This is a genomic window from Pseudomonas lactis (genome assembly GCF_001439845.1).
Classification (GTDB): Bacteria; Pseudomonadota; Gammaproteobacteria; order Pseudomonadales; family Pseudomonadaceae; genus Aquipseudomonas; species Aquipseudomonas lactis.
Genome location: NZ_JYLO01000010.1, coordinates 229106 through 247091, shown reverse-complemented (window position 1 = coordinate 247091; position 17986 = coordinate 229106). Strand labels below are relative to the sequence as shown.

General features: G+C 48.8%; 14 protein-coding genes. All 14 read right to left on the bottom strand.

The genetic code is table 11. The features are described 5' to 3' along the window. Positions 1–135: 135 nt before the first annotated feature. The 14 genes from TX24_RS19090 to tviB all read right to left on the bottom strand — a co-directional run bounded on the left by TX24_RS19090 (position 136) and on the right by tviB (position 17931). Positions 136–468 carry a ComEA family DNA-binding protein gene (locus tag TX24_RS19090; protein ID WP_003189815.1) on the bottom strand — a complete coding sequence of 111 codons (333 nt, stop codon included), beginning with the start codon at positions 466–468 and terminating at the stop codon, positions 136–138. 110 nt (positions 469–578) lie between these two features. Continuing rightward, entirely contained in the window at positions 579–2573 is a 1995-nt protein-coding gene (locus TX24_RS19085; RefSeq protein WP_057710918.1) for a polysaccharide biosynthesis protein, read from the bottom strand. Between the two features lie 97 nt (positions 2574–2670). Then, entirely contained in the window at positions 2671–3693 is a 1023-nt protein-coding gene (locus tag TX24_RS19080; RefSeq protein WP_057710887.1) for an MraY family glycosyltransferase, read from the bottom strand. Between the two features lie 37 nt (positions 3694–3730). Continuing rightward, entirely contained in the window at positions 3731–4702 is a 972-nt protein-coding gene (locus TX24_RS19075) for a UDP-glucose 4-epimerase family protein (RefSeq protein ID WP_057710886.1), read from the bottom strand. Then, positions 4699–5829: a glycosyltransferase family 4 protein gene (locus tag TX24_RS19070; protein ID WP_057710885.1), complete on the bottom strand. Its 1131-nt coding sequence runs from the start codon at positions 5827–5829 to the stop codon at positions 4699–4701. The genes TX24_RS19075 and TX24_RS19070 overlap by 4 nt, the downstream gene beginning before the upstream one ends. Then, positions 5826–7784 carry an asparagine synthase (glutamine-hydrolyzing) gene (gene asnB, locus TX24_RS19065; protein ID WP_057710884.1) on the bottom strand — a complete coding sequence of 653 codons (1959 nt, stop codon included), beginning with the start codon at positions 7782–7784 and terminating at the stop codon, positions 5826–5828. The genes TX24_RS19070 and asnB (TX24_RS19065) overlap by 4 nt, the downstream gene beginning before the upstream one ends. Then, a complete protein-coding gene (locus TX24_RS19060; protein ID WP_057710883.1) occupies positions 7784–8926 on the bottom strand; it encodes a glycosyltransferase family 4 protein in 1143 nt (380 codons plus the stop codon). Before TX24_RS19060 ends, asnB (TX24_RS19065) begins: the two co-directional genes overlap by 1 nt. Further along, a complete protein-coding gene (asnB, locus tag TX24_RS19055; RefSeq protein ID WP_057710882.1) occupies positions 8926–10809 on the bottom strand; it encodes an asparagine synthase (glutamine-hydrolyzing) in 1884 nt (627 codons plus the stop codon). Before asnB (TX24_RS19055) ends, TX24_RS19060 begins: the two co-directional genes overlap by 1 nt. A gap of 59 nt (positions 10810–10868) precedes the next feature. Next, a complete protein-coding gene (locus tag TX24_RS19050) occupies positions 10869–11900 on the bottom strand; it encodes a glycosyltransferase family 4 protein (RefSeq protein ID WP_169878789.1) in 1032 nt (343 codons plus the stop codon). 17 nt (positions 11901–11917) lie between these two features. Continuing rightward, on the bottom strand, positions 11918–13135 hold the full coding sequence (locus tag TX24_RS19045; protein ID WP_057710881.1) for an O-antigen polymerase: 1218 nt from the start codon (positions 13133–13135) through the stop codon (positions 11918–11920). Positions 13136–13185: 50 nt separating this feature from the next. Beyond that, positions 13186–14061: a glycosyltransferase family A protein gene (locus tag TX24_RS19040; protein ID WP_256575792.1), complete on the bottom strand. Its 876-nt coding sequence runs from the start codon at positions 14059–14061 to the stop codon at positions 13186–13188. Between the two features lie 37 nt (positions 14062–14098). Continuing rightward, complete coding sequence (locus tag TX24_RS19035) at positions 14099–15523, bottom strand: oligosaccharide flippase family protein (RefSeq protein ID WP_057710879.1); 1425 nt, start codon at positions 15521–15523, stop codon at positions 14099–14101. Between the two features lie 55 nt (positions 15524–15578). Further along, positions 15579–16604 carry an NAD-dependent epimerase/dehydratase family protein gene (locus TX24_RS19030; protein ID WP_082628830.1) on the bottom strand — a complete coding sequence of 342 codons (1026 nt, stop codon included), beginning with the start codon at positions 16602–16604 and terminating at the stop codon, positions 15579–15581. Positions 16605–16653: 49 nt separating this feature from the next. Next, entirely contained in the window at positions 16654–17931 is a 1278-nt protein-coding gene (gene tviB, locus TX24_RS19025) for a Vi polysaccharide biosynthesis UDP-N-acetylglucosamine C-6 dehydrogenase TviB (protein WP_057710877.1), read from the bottom strand. Positions 17932–17986: the final 55 nt, after the last annotated feature.

Here is a 17986-nt window from a genome sequence, read left to right as displayed (position 1 = left end):
CGAGATTGTTGAACAATCACTGAGGAAGAGGTAACCACGTTTCGTGCCAATGTTGCCTGCGAGGGGAAATCGCAATGTCCGTTAGTTAAAGGAAAGGCCGGTCTATGACCGGCCCTCCGCGCTGTTTTCAGATCCTCAATTAATAACCAGCCTGTCGCGATTCTTTTCCAGCAATGCCTTGCCGATGCCTTTCACTTCCAGTAACTCATCCACCGCTGTGAACGGGCCGTTGCTCTCGCGATAGGCGATGATTGCCTTCGCCTTGGAAGCACCAATGCCGAACAGATCACGGCGCAGGGTTTCGGCGTCGGCGGCGTTGAGGTTGACCTTGGAAGATTGTTCGGTCTTGGTCATCTGGGTGGAGATGGGGGTTGGGGGCTCTGGCTTGATGGACGGCGCAGCGGTGGTGGCGACGGAGAGGCTGGTGAGGAAGGCGAAGATGAAGGATGAGAGGTAGAGGTTTTGCATTGGTGACGCTCCATGACATCGGTGAGGGAAAAGCAGCTTTTCCGAAGCTGCTTTTCTACGTTAGGCGATGGTTGGAGAGTGTCAAAAATGGATGAGTAACAGGGTATTATTCACGGTTCCAGGCGGCGTTGTTGGTAGATCCAGTCAACGATTTCGCCGTCGGGGGCATACCCACTTACCGTCTCGCGTAAAAGCTGACGAACACGATCGTAATCGTCCTGTTCTACAGCCGCGAGTAACTCGGTCAGCTTATCCTTGAGCACATCCCAAGCCAGACAGTCTTCGTTGGCACTCATGATCATGGGGTGCTGGGTGGCAACGACGTTATCACCTATCAGCAACTCCTCGTAAAGTTTTTCCCCTGGGCGCAGGCCAGAGAACTCGATAGCAATATCACCGTGGGGATTCTTGTCAGAGCGAACACTTAAGCCAGAGAGATGAATCATCTTTTCGGCTAGCTCGACAATTTTCACCGGCTCCCCCATATCCAACACGAACACATCCCCCCCAAGGCCCATAGAACCCGCCTGGATCACCAATTGTGCCGCTTCGGGGATAGTCATGAAGTAACGAGTGATCTTGGGATGAGTTACCGTCAGAGGCCCCCCAGATTTGATTTGCTTATGAAAAAGCGGAATCACCGATCCAGATGAACCCAGTACATTTCCGAAGCGAACCATAGTGAAGCGGGTCTTGTTGACACGGGAAACATTCGACTTATCGCCGAACAATATAGGAGCCAATTCACGGCTGAGGGCTTGGAGAGTCAACTCTGCAAGACGTTTAGTGCTCCCCATAACATTAGTTGGGCGCACAGCCTTGTCAGTAGAGATCAGGACGAAGTTAGCAACACCCGCCTGCAGCGCTGCTTGCGCCGTATTTAGAGTACCGATGACGTTATTCAACACGCCCTCTGCAATGTTGTGCTCGACCATCGGTACGTGCTTATAAGCTGCTGCGTGATAGACAGTGTCCACACCCCATGTATTCATGACATCCAGTAACTTATTCTGGTTGCGTACTGATCCAAGGATAGGCAGCAACCTGACCGGCAACGACTCACGGATGATGCGTTGTTCAAGCTCAGACAAAATGCTGTAGAGGTTAAATTCACTGTGTTCGAATAACAGTAACGTAGTAGGACGTAGTGCAAGAATCTGACGACATAGCTCAGAGCCTATAGAGCCACCAGCACCAGTCACCAAAACGCTTTGCCCTTTAATGCAGTGCTCCAACAGTTCCCCTTGTGCGGGCACTGAATCACGTCCCAGCAAATCAGCGATATCAACTTCCTGGATGTCATCCACTTTCACACGACCGCTGGCGAGATCCATGAAGCCCGGAACACTGCGTACATGCAGCGGATAGCCTTCAAGAAAACCAAGGATTTCACGTCGCCTACCGCGATTAGAGGACGGTATTGCAAGCAGAATTTCCTGGGCGCCAGTGGCATCAATCATTCGCTGAATATGACGAGGTTTGTACACCTGCAGTCCTGAAATCACTCGATCTGAAATGCTGTCATCATCATCTATGAACGCTACGGGACGCATGACACGCCCCATACGCAGGGCCGCTACTAACTGATTACCGGCAGCGCCGGCGCCATAGATTGCAACACGCGGCAAGCCGTCTTCACGGTTGGTAAACGGTACATGCTGGGCTGCAGCAAACCAATCCCCCAAAAAGTACTGACGCATAGCCAACCGCAGGCCACCAACCATGATCAAGCTCAGCCACCAATAGTTGAAGATGATTGAGCGCGGCACCACGTTTTGATGATTGCTATACCAATAGACCACCACCCCCAGAATCACGGATGAAAGGCTTACCGCCTTGATGATTGCGATCAGCGCGTCATTACCAAAATAGCGCATGACCGCCCGGTACATGCCGAAGCGGATGAAAAGCGGTATGGCGACGATTGGTGCGCTCAGGAACAACCAGCGATGCAGTGCTATAGGGTTGATCATGTCATCCACCCCTAAGCGAACGAGGAACGCCATCCACAGTGCAAACCACACAAGAAGAACGTCCGCAACAACCTGCAGGATGCGCTTGCGGCGACGGGGTAGGCCCAGCAAATATGATCGTATTGTATTCATGAACCCTTTAAACACCTTTGTTGCTCCTGGCGCTACTGCTTTGTCATATTTAAACACTTCAGAGCATTAATGACCGCGTAAATCTACTCACGAAAAATCAGGTAGCCCTCTCCAGCTCACCTGCCTTGTATTTGACTGCCAGGATTACCAGTGGGACGTACGCTATGAAAACCCCAAGCAACCCGTTCAGTCCCAACAATACAACGCAAAGTGCAAGAGGGAGCAGCCAGAAGACATTGATCACTAACACCGAGAGAGTGACGGGCAAATGGCTCCCTACTTGGCGTGAGGCGAACTGATAGGCATGACTGCGATGGGCTTCATACACTTTATCTCCTCGCATCAAGCGACGAATGAGCGTAAATGTCGCATCGACAATAAAAACCCCAAGCAAGATAAGCCACACCCACAGCAAATCAGGGTTGTGCCAGGCAGCTTGTAGGGAGAGCACACCAAGGATTACACCGAGAAAACCGCTACCTGCATCCCCCATGAATATTCGGGCGGGCGGGAAATTCCAGTAGAGAAAACCCAGTACCGCCATGCTCAATAGCAGCGGAGCCCAGATAAGCGCTTGATCCCCATTCAGCCAATAGATCAGGCAGGCTCCGAGGCAGACGCATATCGCTTCAACGCTGGCCAGGCCATCAATTCCATCCATGAAGTTGTATAGATTCAACACCCACACCAGATAAAAAGCAGCGACGATATGCCCGAGCCAACCAAGGTCGATGACCATTCCCGGCAGCACTATCGCTGGCAAGCCTCCCAACCAAAACAGGGCCCAGATCGCGGCACTGAAATGCCCTAGCAACCGCCAACGGGCAGCGATATGACCGTGGTCATCAAGAAATCCGAGCACTGCAACTGCGGCCCCCGCACCCAATAATGCCCATGTAAAGGAATGCGTTATTTCGTTGCCTACGAGCAGGAAAGGCAACGCAATTAGAAAGCTCAACACAATAGCCACTCCTCCGCCTCGAGGAGTCGGGACTGAGTGCGAACTACGTGCGTTAGGCACGTCAATCAGACTACGGGCGAGTGCGTAGCGCCGTAAACACCACGTCAGGAAAAGAGCAAACGCCGCGACTGCAGGCGCAAGCCACAGTAAATGATTCATCAACAACTCCAATTACGGTCCCGAGAAGGGTCACTATTTACTTCAAGCTGCCCTGAAAACTTTCAGCTGTCTTGCGCAGGGCAGCGGTCACAGTGGAAGGTGGTGTCCACTCTAATAGCCGGCGAGTCTTAGCAATATCGACCTGCAGCGAACCACACAGCCGCTGGCCAATAGCCTTACGTCCTATCAACGCAGCACCTAACTGCAAAAGAGCAGCGGGCACAGGTATCAATCGGGCTGGTTTACCCAGTGCAATCCCCATGCGCGTCAACAAATCGGTAGTCGACATGTCATCACCATCACTGGCTAAAAATATTTGATTAGCTGCTGCGGGGTGATCTAAGCAAACCACAATCAGATCAATCAAATTGTCGAGCGAGACTAGGCTTCGCTGATTGCGTATAGCTCCCAAAGGTAAAACAATGCCTTTGTTAAGCCAGTTCATCATGCTGCGAAAGTTGGCTTTCACTCCCGGGCCGTAAACGAGAACGGGGCGAATGATAACGACGTCCATCCCGGTTTTTTTGGCCAGTATCTTTAGCTGCTCTTCGGCTTCCTTTTTTGAAACGCCATACGGGTCGCAAGGGGCTGGCACATCGTCTGCCGTATAGGGAGCGCCAGGCTGAGTTGCTTCTCCGTTCACTTTGATTGAACTGATAAAAATGAAACGTTCTACTCCGGCGTGCGCTGCTCGCTGTGCCAGCTTCAGCGTTCCGTCTACGTTGACCTTACGATACTCAGTCAGCGGATCACTCGAAGCATCAGACATTACATGAACACGGGCTGCGCAATGAACCAACACATCGACCCCTTCGAGGGCAAGCAAAGATTCTGTGGCTAGATAATCGGCACTAACGAGCACAGGGACGGCATTGGCAGGGAGCGTAACACCCTCTCGACGCACCAGTGCCAGCACCTGACAGTCGTCTGCGGATGCCAACCGATCAACAAGCGCGGCGCCCACAAAGCCGCTAGCGCCCGTAACAAAGACTGTCTTCCTCTGATTCAAACTATGCGCTCCAACTGCCCATACACATCCAAATGTTGTTCTACGATCTTTTCAATCGAAAAAGCACGCAAAGCCAGCTCACGGCCAGCCATGCCCATACGACTGCGCAGGGCCGGATCTTCGATCAGCACCTGCAATTGGTTGGCCAACGCCTTTGCATCACGTACGGGAACCAAAAAACCCGTTATGTCAGGGTCTATTGCGTCTCGACATCCGGGCACATCTGTAGTTACAACCGCACGGCCACAGGCTGCGGCCTCCACTAGGACCTTGGGTAACCCCTCACGATAAGAGGGCAAAGTGACGATATTCGCTGCAGCGAACAGTGTAGCGATGTCATCGCGATAACCGAGTAACTCGATCATACCATCCTCTCGCCACTGATCTATTTGCGTACGAGTCACGGTAGCCGGATTGCCTGGATCAATATCACCTATCAATTGAAACCGCGCCTTGACGCCGCGTGCAGCGAGTATTTTTGCCGCCTCAACGAACTCCTCGACACCTTTATCACGTAGCAATCGAGCTGCCAGGCATACCACAGGAAGTCCTTCAGGCTCCGGAATCGCTGTGTAAAGTGACAAGTTGACGCCGGAACCACGAATCATCACGGCTTTAGATTCGTTAAGGCCGCTCATGCTTAACAGCAAATCACGATCATCGGGATTCTGAAAAATCGAGCGCAGGTTACGCTTTCCCAGAGCAAGACGGTAAAAAGTGCTGACTACTTTACGCGTAACAAGAGCCTTGAGTCCCCTTGAAAGAAACACAAAACCCAGCCCTGAAATAGCCGTAACAACACCTTTAACCGGCGCAAAACGAGCAGCGACTCCACCATACAAAACTGGCTTGATGGTTACTAAGTGCAGTATGTCCGGCTTCAATCGCCAAAGTAGCTTCCAAATAGTGAACATAAGGCCAAGCTCGGCGAGAGGATTTCGACCACTACGTGACAGTGGCAATGAGTGAAACTCAAAACCCTCCGCAGCAATAGCCGCAACTGCCGGGCCTGGCATGCACGCCACATGAACCTTATAGCCCTTTGTCTGAGCGCCCTTGGCCACAGCCAGCCGATGGGAGAGAAAGAAAGCCGGATCGTTGACGATGAACAGAAGAATTTTACTCATGCCTGTTCTTCCAGCCATGCCTGAAACATTAAAATGGTCCACAAATGAGGCTGCCAGTTACCGCGCCCCTCGAGATGTTCCTGCCACATGTGCCTGATACGTTCAGGATGGAAGTATCCCTCCTGCCGTAGGCGTGCTTCGTTCAACAATGACTCAGCCCACTCCCTTAAAGGTCCGCGCAACCAAGCACCCAGCGGAATACCAAAACCTTGCTTTGGCCTTTCGATGAGTTCCTTGGGTACATATCTATACAAAACTTCCCGCAGCAGCCACTTACCCTGACCGTTACGAATCTTCAAATCGAGCGGCATGCGCCAAGCCAGTTCGACGACTCGATGATCGAGCAATGGCACACGCCCTTCAATACTTGCGGCCATGGCTGCACGATCTAGCTTGACCATGATGTCATCCGACATATAGGTTTGGGCGTCCATCGCCATCATCCAATGCTCAAAGCTGTCAGTTTGTGGCCAGCGTGAAGGCTCGGTGAAAATGGTTTTCGGCTCTTCGCCATCAATCACTACGCTTGCAGGATCGGTCCAGTGACTGTTCAACTGAAGATAGAACTCATGGCCGTCCGCAAGCGTCAGAACATTAGCCAATTTATGTGCTTTCTCTCCCGGCGTACTGAGGTGTAGACGCTTGGGCAGTAGTGGCTTAGAGATACGAAACAGATGATCCCAGCTGGAGGGCGAAAGTGACCTTAAAAGCCCGGCGCTTGCTTGCCTGGCAAACGGAGGTAGCTGTTGCATTTTCGACCAGACTTTCTTAGCGCTAAGATAGCGATTGTAACCACCGAAAAGCTCGTCTCCACCGTCACCGCTGAGCACAACCTTCAACTGCTTGCTAGCCAATTGGCTGACCAAAAAGGTCGGGATCTGCGAACTATCGCTGAACGGCTCGCAATACATCGATGGCAGGCGTGGAATCACTGCTAACGCGTCCTCCGGACGAACATATAGCTCCGTATGCTGCGTACCCAGGTGCTGGGAGACGGCTTTGGCATGTACAGCTTCGTCGTAACCACCTTCGTCGAAACCGATAGTAAATGTACGAATCGGCTGAGCACTTTGCGCCTGCATTAGAGCTACTACCGTACTGCTATCAACACCACCGCTTAAAAACGCGCCCAAAGGTACGTCAGCCAGCATTTGCTGGCCAATGCTGGAACGTAATTGTGCATCTAGCAAATCCGTCGCCTGAGAAGCAGTTCCCTCAAAGGGCTGGGCAATGCCTCTCGCAACGGCGTCGTTGAGACGCCAGTAAGATTGAGGAACTGCGATTTTTGCGGCGGGAAGATTGTTCAGCGTAAGGATTACGTAGTGACCCGGCTCAAGCTTCGCAATGCCCTTATAAATACTGTAAGGAGCTGGAATGCAATTATGACGAAGTAACAAGGTGAGTGCATTACGATCCACTTCCCCAGTGAACTGTGGGAAAGCCTTGATCGCCTTCAACTCGGAGCCTAAAAGCAGCGCGTCCCCTTGCCAGCCGTAATACAAAGGCTTTTCGCCCATCCGGTCACGCGCAAGTGTCAACACTTGCTCTTGCCTGTCCCAAAGCGCGAAGGCAAACATGCCAACGGACGCCTGCAGGGTCTTTTCGACGCCCCAGCTTACAAGGCCTTCCAGCAGCACTTCGGTATCAGAATGTCCTCGCCATTCCGCCGGCGACAGCCCCTCATCCTCCAACTTCTGCTTTAGCTCGCGGTGATTATAGATTTCGCCGTTAAAAACAATTACAAATCTTCCGCAACTAGAATGCATCGGCTGTCGACCCGCCTCGGACAGATCGACAATGGCCAAACGTCGATGTCCGAGCGCAAGCCCCACATTCTCATCGACCCAAACGCCACGATCATCAGGGCCACGGTGTGTGAGGGCATCGTTCATCCGGTTGACGATTGCTGTCAAATCGCCAATACAGGACTGGAAAATTCCGCTGAAACCACACATCACTGAACATCCTGATTTAAGTAAAGCCGGTCATAAATTTCTTTGAATTTTGTCTCGGTACATTTCATCGTGAAATTTTCGAAGATCCGAGTATAGGCACCCTGCCCCATCGTTGTACGCTCCGCGTCAGTCTTTCCCACCACCTTCGCCAATGCTTCAGCCAATACCTGAGGTTCGTGTACAGGTACGACAATTCCGTTTCCGCCAAGAAGAAAGGCTGCATCACCGGCATCGGTAGTTACACAAGGCAATGCCATACTCATGGCCTCACCTAGTACATTGGGGAATCCCTCAGTAAACGAATGCAGGCAGAACATATCCATCGCCCTATAACATCCCGCCACGTCTTTGCGCTCACCCAATAGTACAAACCGATCAGCATATCCGGTCGCAGCTATATCAGCCATTAGCGCAATATTGCCACGATCAACATCACGCCCAATCATTAAGAACTTAACGTGTGGGAAACGAGCGGCAACGAGTCCCGCGGACTTAATGAAACCCGCGTGATCCTTGACTTCGTTGAAACGTCCGAGGCTACCGATAACAAAGTCATTCACCCCAATACCATGCGCTGATCGTATAACTTCACGCTCTTCGGATGAAGCTACTAGACGCTCAAGGTCGAACCCGTTGGGTATGACGATCATCTTTTTCGGGGAATAACCAACCGCGACATGCGTCGTTCGCGACGCTTCGGCAGCGCAAACAATAACGCTGGGCAAAATAGCAGAAAGCCAGGCGCACAGCCTGCGAATAACTATCGTTGACTTACCTCCTCCCTTGCTGACATCAGTGGTTCTGATGCCCCAAATTAGCCCTTTTACGCCGACCCAGCGTGCGGCCAAACCGCCCAACAAATCAGCGTGATACATCCAGGTTTGAACCACATCAGGCTTAGTAGACTGTAAAAGACGCACCAGCTTGTTGAATGCGCTAAAAACATCCCAGGCGCCACGCATGCCCAAAGTATCAACGGTGACGCCATGAGCACGCAGCAATGCGCCGACTTCGCCCAGATCCGTCAATGAAATAACACGGTGCTCGTCTTCGGAGCTGGAGTTGAAAGACTCACAAAGTCGACGCAACATCAACTCAGCGCCGCCGATATTAAGGCCGACAATTACATGGGTAACTTTCATCAGCCCTGCTCCTCGAGCCAAGCCTGGAACATCAAAACGCCCCACAGCCTGCTCGAATAATCCGCATGTCCAGCAAGGTGCTGTGCCCAGATCTGACGGATAGGCGCAGGGTGGAAAAAACCCTCCTGACGTAGCCGGCTTTCGCTCAAAAGATTTTCGGCCCACTCACGCAATGGGCCCCTCAGCCACGAAGCGACAGGAATGGAAAATCCTTTTTTTGGCCGCTCAATCAACTGCCGAGGAACATGCCGATAGAGCACCTCTCTTAATACCCACTTGCCTACGCCCTCACGAATTTTCATAGGCAAGGGAATACGCCAGGCCAATTCGACAATGCGGTGATCCAACAATGGAACACGTGTTTCAAGACTGTTGGCCATCGCGGCGCGATCAACTTTTACCAAGATATCGTCGACCATATAGGTTTGCGCATCCATCGCCATCATCCACTCTTCGTACCTGCCCGTAGTGGAAGGCCAGCTCGTGGGTGTATTCAACAGCGTTGCAGGCTCTTTTGCATCTATCACTGCGACCAGAGGATCCTTCCAGTGACTGATCATCTGACGATAAAAATCTTCTCGGGTGGGGGTATTCATAATATCCACCAGCTTTTCAACCCTGCCCCTCAGAGGCAGTAGTTTGAGTGAGCTCGCGGCCAATCGCCGCAAAGAAACCGGCACTTTACTGACGTGGTTCCACGCCTGCGGTGTGAATTGGTAGGGGTTGTAGCCACCGAACAGCTCGTCACCCGCGTCGCCGCTCAGAGCGACCGTGACTTGCTGTTTTGCAAGTTGGCTAACCAAGAACGTTGGAATCTGCGAACTATCGGCAAATGGCTCACAATAAATCGCTGGCAAGTGAGGGATAACATCCAGCGCGTCTTTCGGCTGAATGTATATTTCCGTGTGCTCGGTACCCAGGTGACGGGAGACAGCCAAGGCATGCTCCGCTTCATTAAAGCCTGCCTCACTGAAACCGATGGTGAAGGTTTTGATTGGCCGCCGACTTTGTTTCTGCATCAGGGCAACAATTAGACTGCTGTCGACGCCGCCGCTTAAAAACGCACCCAGGGGCACGTCGGATAGCATTTGCATCCCAACACTTTCAGCTAGCTGCAATTCAAGCGCGTCTACAATGGCAGTTTCACTGCCAACTAGCGGCTGATCCAAACCCCTCACAACAGCGTCATTGTACGACCAAAAAAAAGCTGGCTTAACCGACTCTCTTTTTTGGCCCAAGGAAATACTGACATAGTGGCCAGGCATCAGCTTTTCTATACCTTCATATATACTGTACGGGGCCGGCACATAATTATGGCGAAGGTATAAAGCCAACGCATTCCTATCAACAGTTGATTTGAAGTCTGGATGTTGCTTAAGCGCTTTAAGCTCAGACCCGAAAACCAGAATGTCACCCAACCAGCCCCAATAAAGCGGCTTTTCACCCAGCCGATCACGTGCAAGGACGAGTTTATTGTCTACACGATCCCACAAAGCGATAGCAAACATACCCACGGTAGCTTGAAGCGTTTTCTCGACGCCCCAACTGTTGAAGCACGCTAAAAGAGTCTCCGTGTCGGAGCGGCCACGCCAAGCAGGAGCCTCGAATTGACTTTCGAGTGATTTGCGCAGCGTCTGATGATTATAAATTTCGCCGTTGAACGCGATCACATAACGCCCATTCGCGCTTTCCATCGGTTGGTGGCCGGCTGGTGAGAGGTCCTGAATAGCCAGACGAGCATGACCTAATACAATCTGTGCATCATCAGTCCACGTTCCAGAGCCGTCGGGGCCACGCTTATTTATGGCCTGGACCATCTGAACGACATGACGATCAGTTATAGAGGACGGCGTCGAATGAAAGTAACCGGCTATTCCACACACTACGAAACCCTTCCCTATTAAAATTCTTCAGCCAAACAGTATAAATACTTATTTCGCCATCAGCTGCTTTTTTCAACAGTTTCTCTGATTATTCTCTCCCACTCATTAACCGCCTGATGCTGGGAATACTTGTTGACGATGACATCCCGGGCATGTTGGCCTGCACGATCTCTGTCTAACGGATTATTAATCAACGCGTTCAAAGACTGATACCACTCAGCAGGCGTAACCACTCCATAACCGATAAATCCATTTTTTAAGATCTCGCTATTCATACCAAAGTCGGATACCACGATCGGAATACCACAAGCCATATACAGCAACATCTTATAACTGCACTTGCCTCGCGACCACTCCGTATCATCCAACGGCATGAGGCCAATGTCCATGGTTGCAATAGAGCTGACTTCATTCTCAACTGCCCACTGTACAAACTCAACAGCCTCATCAGGAATCTTGTCGAAACGCGGACGCTGGTCAGAAACAACGCGTAGCTTCCAACCTTTGTTTTCCTTGAGGACCTGAGCCAGGGCGTCTTCTATATCATATAGAAACTTGAATCCTCCGGAAGTGCCCGACCATCCAATAATTTTAGCAGCGAAGTCTTTTTTCAAAGGACGAAATCTATCAACATCAACGGGCGTGGCAATAACAGTCATCGGCTTACCAAACTTGCGAAAATAGTCGGCAATATAACTATTTCCACAAACTATGTGATCGACACGCTTCGTAATTTGCTCTACCGCCCACCCATTTCTGTGCAACCAAATCGCGTCATCAACATCTAAAATTCGCGGTCTTTTGGTAAACCTTTCCAGAGTAGGAATCGTCGAAATCATCTCTCTCTGTAGTATGATCACATCATATTTAAAGCTCTTGCACACACCAAAAAGCCTGGAGCAGAATTCCTTGATAATCCAAAGTAATCTTTGCGCGCGGGCACTGGGCGGATAAGCGCTTTCATAAGCATTGGAGACATGTATTTTAATATTTTTGGCTTCTAATCCACGCTTTAAATAGTCCACTCTAAACCGTGTGCTCGGCACCTTATCACCCTGCGTGAATGCCATAACCGAAATTTCATCTTTCATACCGTCAACCTTATAAATTATGAAATTGGTTTTTTTGAAAAAAACAACAACACAAAGACTACAATCACAAACACCTTCATGAAAAACCATAACGAAGGTAGAAACGTATCGGAAAACAATGATAATACAATCGCTGAATACAAGTAGGCAGAGATCACCATATAAAAGATATGGCCTTGCTTAGCCTTCAGGTAAGCATAGGTTGAAGCCGCCGAATACAGCGCAATAAAAAAAACGACACCCAACACGCCGAACCCGGGAAAAATGGAAAAATACAAGCTATAAACGTTACCCTCTAACCCATCGCCATATAAGTTAAACTCTGAGTGCATGGGTAAAGGGGTGCACAACTGAACCATGGAAAGTAAGTGGCAAACGGATATGAAGGGGTTCCAGTTTTCGAAGACTCGAACCGTCCCATCAAAATATAGCGAAAACAGAACCGGCCCTTGAAGCGCATAACCTGCAATGTGCGTCAGCATGATAGACATAACTTCGCCTACACTTTCATCTGAACTTACATCGATTTTATTTGTGGCTATAGCGCCTACAAATAAAACTACCAAAAAAAATAAACCCAAGGTCGCCATAATTTTAACGGGAAGTTTTTGATGCACCACCCGATAAATAAATACCAGGCCTAACAGCATCTGTATCAACCCTGCCCTACCACTCCCAACCAATATCAGAGCGCACCATGGAAAAGCGATTATGAGATACTTGAGCCACCCTATTCTCCGTTGAGCCAAGGCTATCGTAAATAACGGAATTATTACCAGCCCCAGCAGCAGATAGTTTGCTGTCAGCCGACCGAATACTGACTCCCCAGCAACCGACATTGCCCTTGCGGCGTATGATATCTGCTCAAAGTCAGAACCGAGTGCAGACAAATCACTATAAGCAACCGGCAAAACCAGAAGATGCATGAAGGCGAATAGCAAAAACAGATCATTAAAATTAAGTTCGCGACAAAAAAAGCCTTTATGCACGAAGCTTTTGGCAAACAGGCTTATACAAATAGACACCGCACTGAATATTGCCCCGCCCAGAATAAAAATTAGCAGAGCGTCAGACTCAACGGCATAAAAACCCAACAGAGGAGTGAAGGCTATTAAGCATAATCCGCCGCCCCAAATGGCAGGAAATATAAACGAAGGATGAAACGGATCCCTCATGGTTGCGCGCGATAAAATTGCGACCGCCAACAGAGTCAAGCCTGCTAAAAAGCTATACATACCACTTCAACCTCTTATAAGCAGTCAGCAAAATTCAAAAACCTAGTTCCTTACTTTTTCACCCGATAGGAATCAACAAAATAAAAAGCACAGCCCACAGGAAACGCACACATCATCAAGAGCGATGCTTTACAACTTGGAAATATTATTTCCATTTTGTTTGTCCTTAGGGCGAATCGTACATAATTAATAGCCGATTTGAACCTGCTAGCGATGCCCTTCAGTATCTTGAACTCTTCAAGATACACCAGACTGGCGCCACATGGATTGTTAACCCTAATTCGTACCGAGGACTGCGTGAGCCCGTCATTTCGATAAATTTTTATGCATAACTTTTCATTAACAAATCTAGCAGAATAGACAAGTGAAACTCTATTCCAAACAATGCTTTCAGCAATAAATCGCTCACCCGCAATTATGGGGAACTCATACTGCTTCAATATTTCTGTGACATTAACGCCCCACTTATCGCCCATGGAACGGTATTGACGCTGTAGATCCGGATCAGCAATATCACATATATAATTTGGATACTCTTGACCCAATACATTACTTTCATCATCCATGCATAGAACTGAGAGCGTCGAAAACTGATCTCTCTGTGAGATGTCAATATCCTCCCAATGAAACTTCAATCGTTCCAGAGCTGTGTTAACACATCGGTCATCGGAATCGAAAACCAAAAACAAATAACCTGTTGCATGCTCGACCGCAACATTATGCGCGGCATGCTTACCTTGGTTATTCTGATAAATGTAACGGATATTCAGCTCTTTCTTTTTTATCCATTCCTCGACAAGTGCCTGCGTCCCATCAGTGGAACCATCATCAATAATCAGCCACTCAAAATCTTGAAACGTTTGCACCCTAAGCGACTCATACACCTGACTCAAAATATATGCTCTATTATAAGTCGGCGTAAACACTGTAAAATACGGCAAATTCCCCCCTAACACTCAGCAATTATTTTTTTAACAACGCAGGAACATTGGCAATCAGGTTTCTGGCGTTAAATAGTAGTAATACAGCTATATAGGCCGCACCACCCAAAATCACCTTTAACGAAAAAGACAACACCGACAACTCAAAATTGATACTGCTTACTACTGCTGCCATAACCACCACAGCAACTATAATTTGCGCCGCATTTTTATAGGGAAGACGCGGCATAGCAAATACGCGTCGCCCCAAAGCCCAGCTCAATATCAAGGAAACAAGAAAAGCGATCACCGTCGAAATCGCAGCGCCCGTAGCGCCATATTCGGCAATGAGAAAATAGTTGAAAACAACATTCACGACGGCACTCACGAAGACAATACCCATTTGTATTCGAGTGGAGTTTGACAGTTGAAATGCGTAATCGAAGTAATATGATTTTATCGTACTTAAAAACATCGCCAGCGCGATCCAAGGGATGATCACAGTAGCGCCCTCTCTAAACTTATCCCCGAGTATGGAATACGCTATATCAGGGGCGGTCAACGCCATTCCTGCCGACAATGGCACAGCCACCGCAAACACTAATGAAAAGGTCTGACGCAGTTTTAAACCCGCAGCCAGCAAGCCCTCTTTAGCCAGTGCATTTATCACCAATGGCAGGGCAGCCAAATGAACGACCGATGTCAGCATGCCGATTGAATACTGGCTCAGCTCATACGAAGCTGAATAAACGCCGACAGCCTCAACCCCCACCATGCGCTCGATGAAAAACCTATCAGACGCATCAATAACAAATATCAAGAGATAAGTAATCGTTAACGGAGCACCATAAGCGAATAATTTGCTCAGGTAATCCCTATTGATAAAAAACCAAGGCAAACCACTCCATATCCGCCTACTGATTACGCATGCGGCAATCGAACCTACTATGATTGAGGCCAATATCCCTTCTGCACCAAAGCCCAGGTAGGCCGCAACTACAGATAGAAAAAAGCCAACTGCACTTTTTACGGTGAGTACTTTCCCATAATCAAAAGGGTTTAAAGATGTATTTAAAACCTTTAGGTTAAGTTCATGCCAACCCTGGATCGCAAACAAAAAACCGACCATCCAAAATACTATTGAAAATGATGAAAACGCGCCTAGGGCCGCGCACATAAGCGACAAAACAATCACGACTACAAAAATAATAAATGAAATCGATCTCGCAGTTCCCAACAAGCGTTCTTCATCTTTTTTATCAGTTACAGCAGGAAGATACCTACCAACCCCCAAGCTCAACCACTGTAGTAACACCGCATTACCTACACCAGCAACCAAGATAGTCAGTGAGTAAACTCCATACTCAGCAGGCGTCAAAATACGCGTAAAAATCACCAAGGCCGATAGGGACAATATTGCCGGTATCAACTTTACAACCAGATAAGCGGCACCGTGTTTTGCTAGCAACTTATTGCCCCCTGTCTATGGTCCATGTATACATACATTAAAAAAAAGAATAACGTTAATTCAAAAAACGTACGTACCATGGCATAGCTCTTTCGACGCCCTCAACAATGTCAAAGCGAGGCTCATACTGAAGGTGTTTTTTTATTTTGCTGATATCAGCTTGTGAATGGCGAACGTCTCCAGCTCGGAAATCCCGATACACCGGGGTCTTATCATAGTTAATCCCATTTTTTGCCAATGCGTCACGCAAAGACGTAAAAAGCATATTTAGGTCTGTTCGACCGCTGACCGCGACGTTGTAAACCTGATTGCGCGAAGCCGAGTCCGTCGTAGTGGCAGCCAGTAGGTTCGCTTGGATAGTATTTTCGATAAAACAAAAGTCCCGACTGGTTTGACCGTCACCATTGATAAAAACGTCATCGTTTTTTATCATGGAAGCCGCCCATTTGGGTATCACTGCCGCATATGCACCTTCAGGGTCCTGGCGCTTACCGAACACATTAAAATACCGAAGGCCAATAGTATCAAACCCATAACACTTGGCAAAAACGTCAGCGTACAGTTCGTTAACGTATTTGGTCACTGCGTAAGGAGACAGTGGTTTGCCAATGATGTCCTCTACCTTAGGCAGCCCTGGATGATCTCCATATGTTGAGCTACTTGCGGCGTATGTGAAGCTTTTTACTTTTGCATCCCGTGCTGCCACTAGCATATTTAGGAAACCATCAATATTCGTATTGTTGGTAGTAATCGGATCATTAAGAGAACGTGGTACCGATCCCAACGCTGCCTGATGTAAAACGTAGTCAACGCTATCGCAAGCCTTATGGCAATCTTCTAGTACTTTAATATCTCCCTGAACAAAAGAAAAGTTAGCCCATTGACCAGAGGAAACGGCACTTTTTACTTCATCCAAATTCCTCTGATGACCTGTTGCAAAGTTATCTAATCCAACGACCCGCTGATTCAAACCAAGAAGCACTTCCAGCAAATTAGAACCGATGAAACCTGCCACCCCGGTTATTAGCCAAGTTTTCGGAGATACCTGAAGCAAATCTAACAGTTGTTCATAGCGGGCCATAGTTATATACTCAAGATTAATAGTGAGTTAGCAAATAGAGACATTAGTCTTAGAGACGGATATCCGACTCTTCCGTGCTCAGCAAATACTTCAGATCGTAAAGTACATGCTTAGACTTGCCATAACTCCGAATCGACTTGGCACCTAGCTCGCGGAACTGTGTATGCGCCACAGCCAGCACGATGGCATCATACTTTTCTGTTTCGAGTTCGTAGACCGGCGTTATCCCATACTCGTGCTCAGCTTCACTGGCGTTAACCCATGGATCGTAGACATCGACTTCAATGTTGTATTCTGAAAGTTCTTTGACGATGTCAACGATGCGGGTATTGCGTAGATCCGGGCAGTTCTCCTTGAATGTCAGCCCCATGATCAATACGCGAGCGCCATCGACATGAATTCGCTCCTTGAGCATCGCCTTGACCAACTGAGAGACAACGTAGGCGCCCATACCGTCATTAAGGCGACGTCCTGCCAATATAATCTCAGGATGGTAGCCAATGGATTGGGCCTTATGCGTCAAATAGTAGGGATCGACACCGATACAATGCCCGCCTACCAGACCCGGCCGGAAAGGTAAAAAGTTCCATTTTGTACCCGCTGCCTGAAGGACAGCCTCAGTATCAATACCCATCTTATTAAAGATGATGGCCAGCTCATTGATAAGCGCAATGTTCAAATCACGCTGAGTATTCTCGATAACCTTAGCGGCTTCTGCAACTTTGATACTGCTAGCTTTATGGGTGCCCGCGACGATAATTTGATTATACAGCGCGTCCACCAAGTCAGCGATTTCCGGCGTCGAGCCAGACGTCACCTTCTTGATCGTGGTGACACGATGCTCTTTATCACCAGGATTGATTCGCTCCGGGCTGTATCCAGCATAAAAGTCAACGTTGAATGTCAGCCCTGAGACCTTTTCAAGTACAGGAACACAATCTTCCTCAGTTGCGCCAGGGTAGACAGTCGATTCGTAAATAACCAAATCACCCTTCTTCAACACCTTGCCAATGCTTTCAGATGCTTTTATGAGCGGCGTCAAATCTGGCTGATTGTACTCATCAATCGGGGTCGGAACTGTGACAACAAAAGTGTTGCAAGCAGCCAGCTCAGCCAAGTCGCAGCTGTAGCTCAAATAGCTGGCCTGCTTGAGCTCTTCGTCGCTGACTTCGAGGGTTGAATCATGCCCCGCTTTCAACGCTTGGATACGCGGCTGGTTAATGTCAAATCCAACCACCGATCGCTGTTTGCCGAACTCTACTGCTAAGGGGAGGCCAACATAACCAAGGCCGATGATGGCGAGCTTAATATCTTCCAGTTTCTGCATAATTAAAACCTAAATGATCAAAATCCAAAATACTTACTGAAACAATTCCAGTACG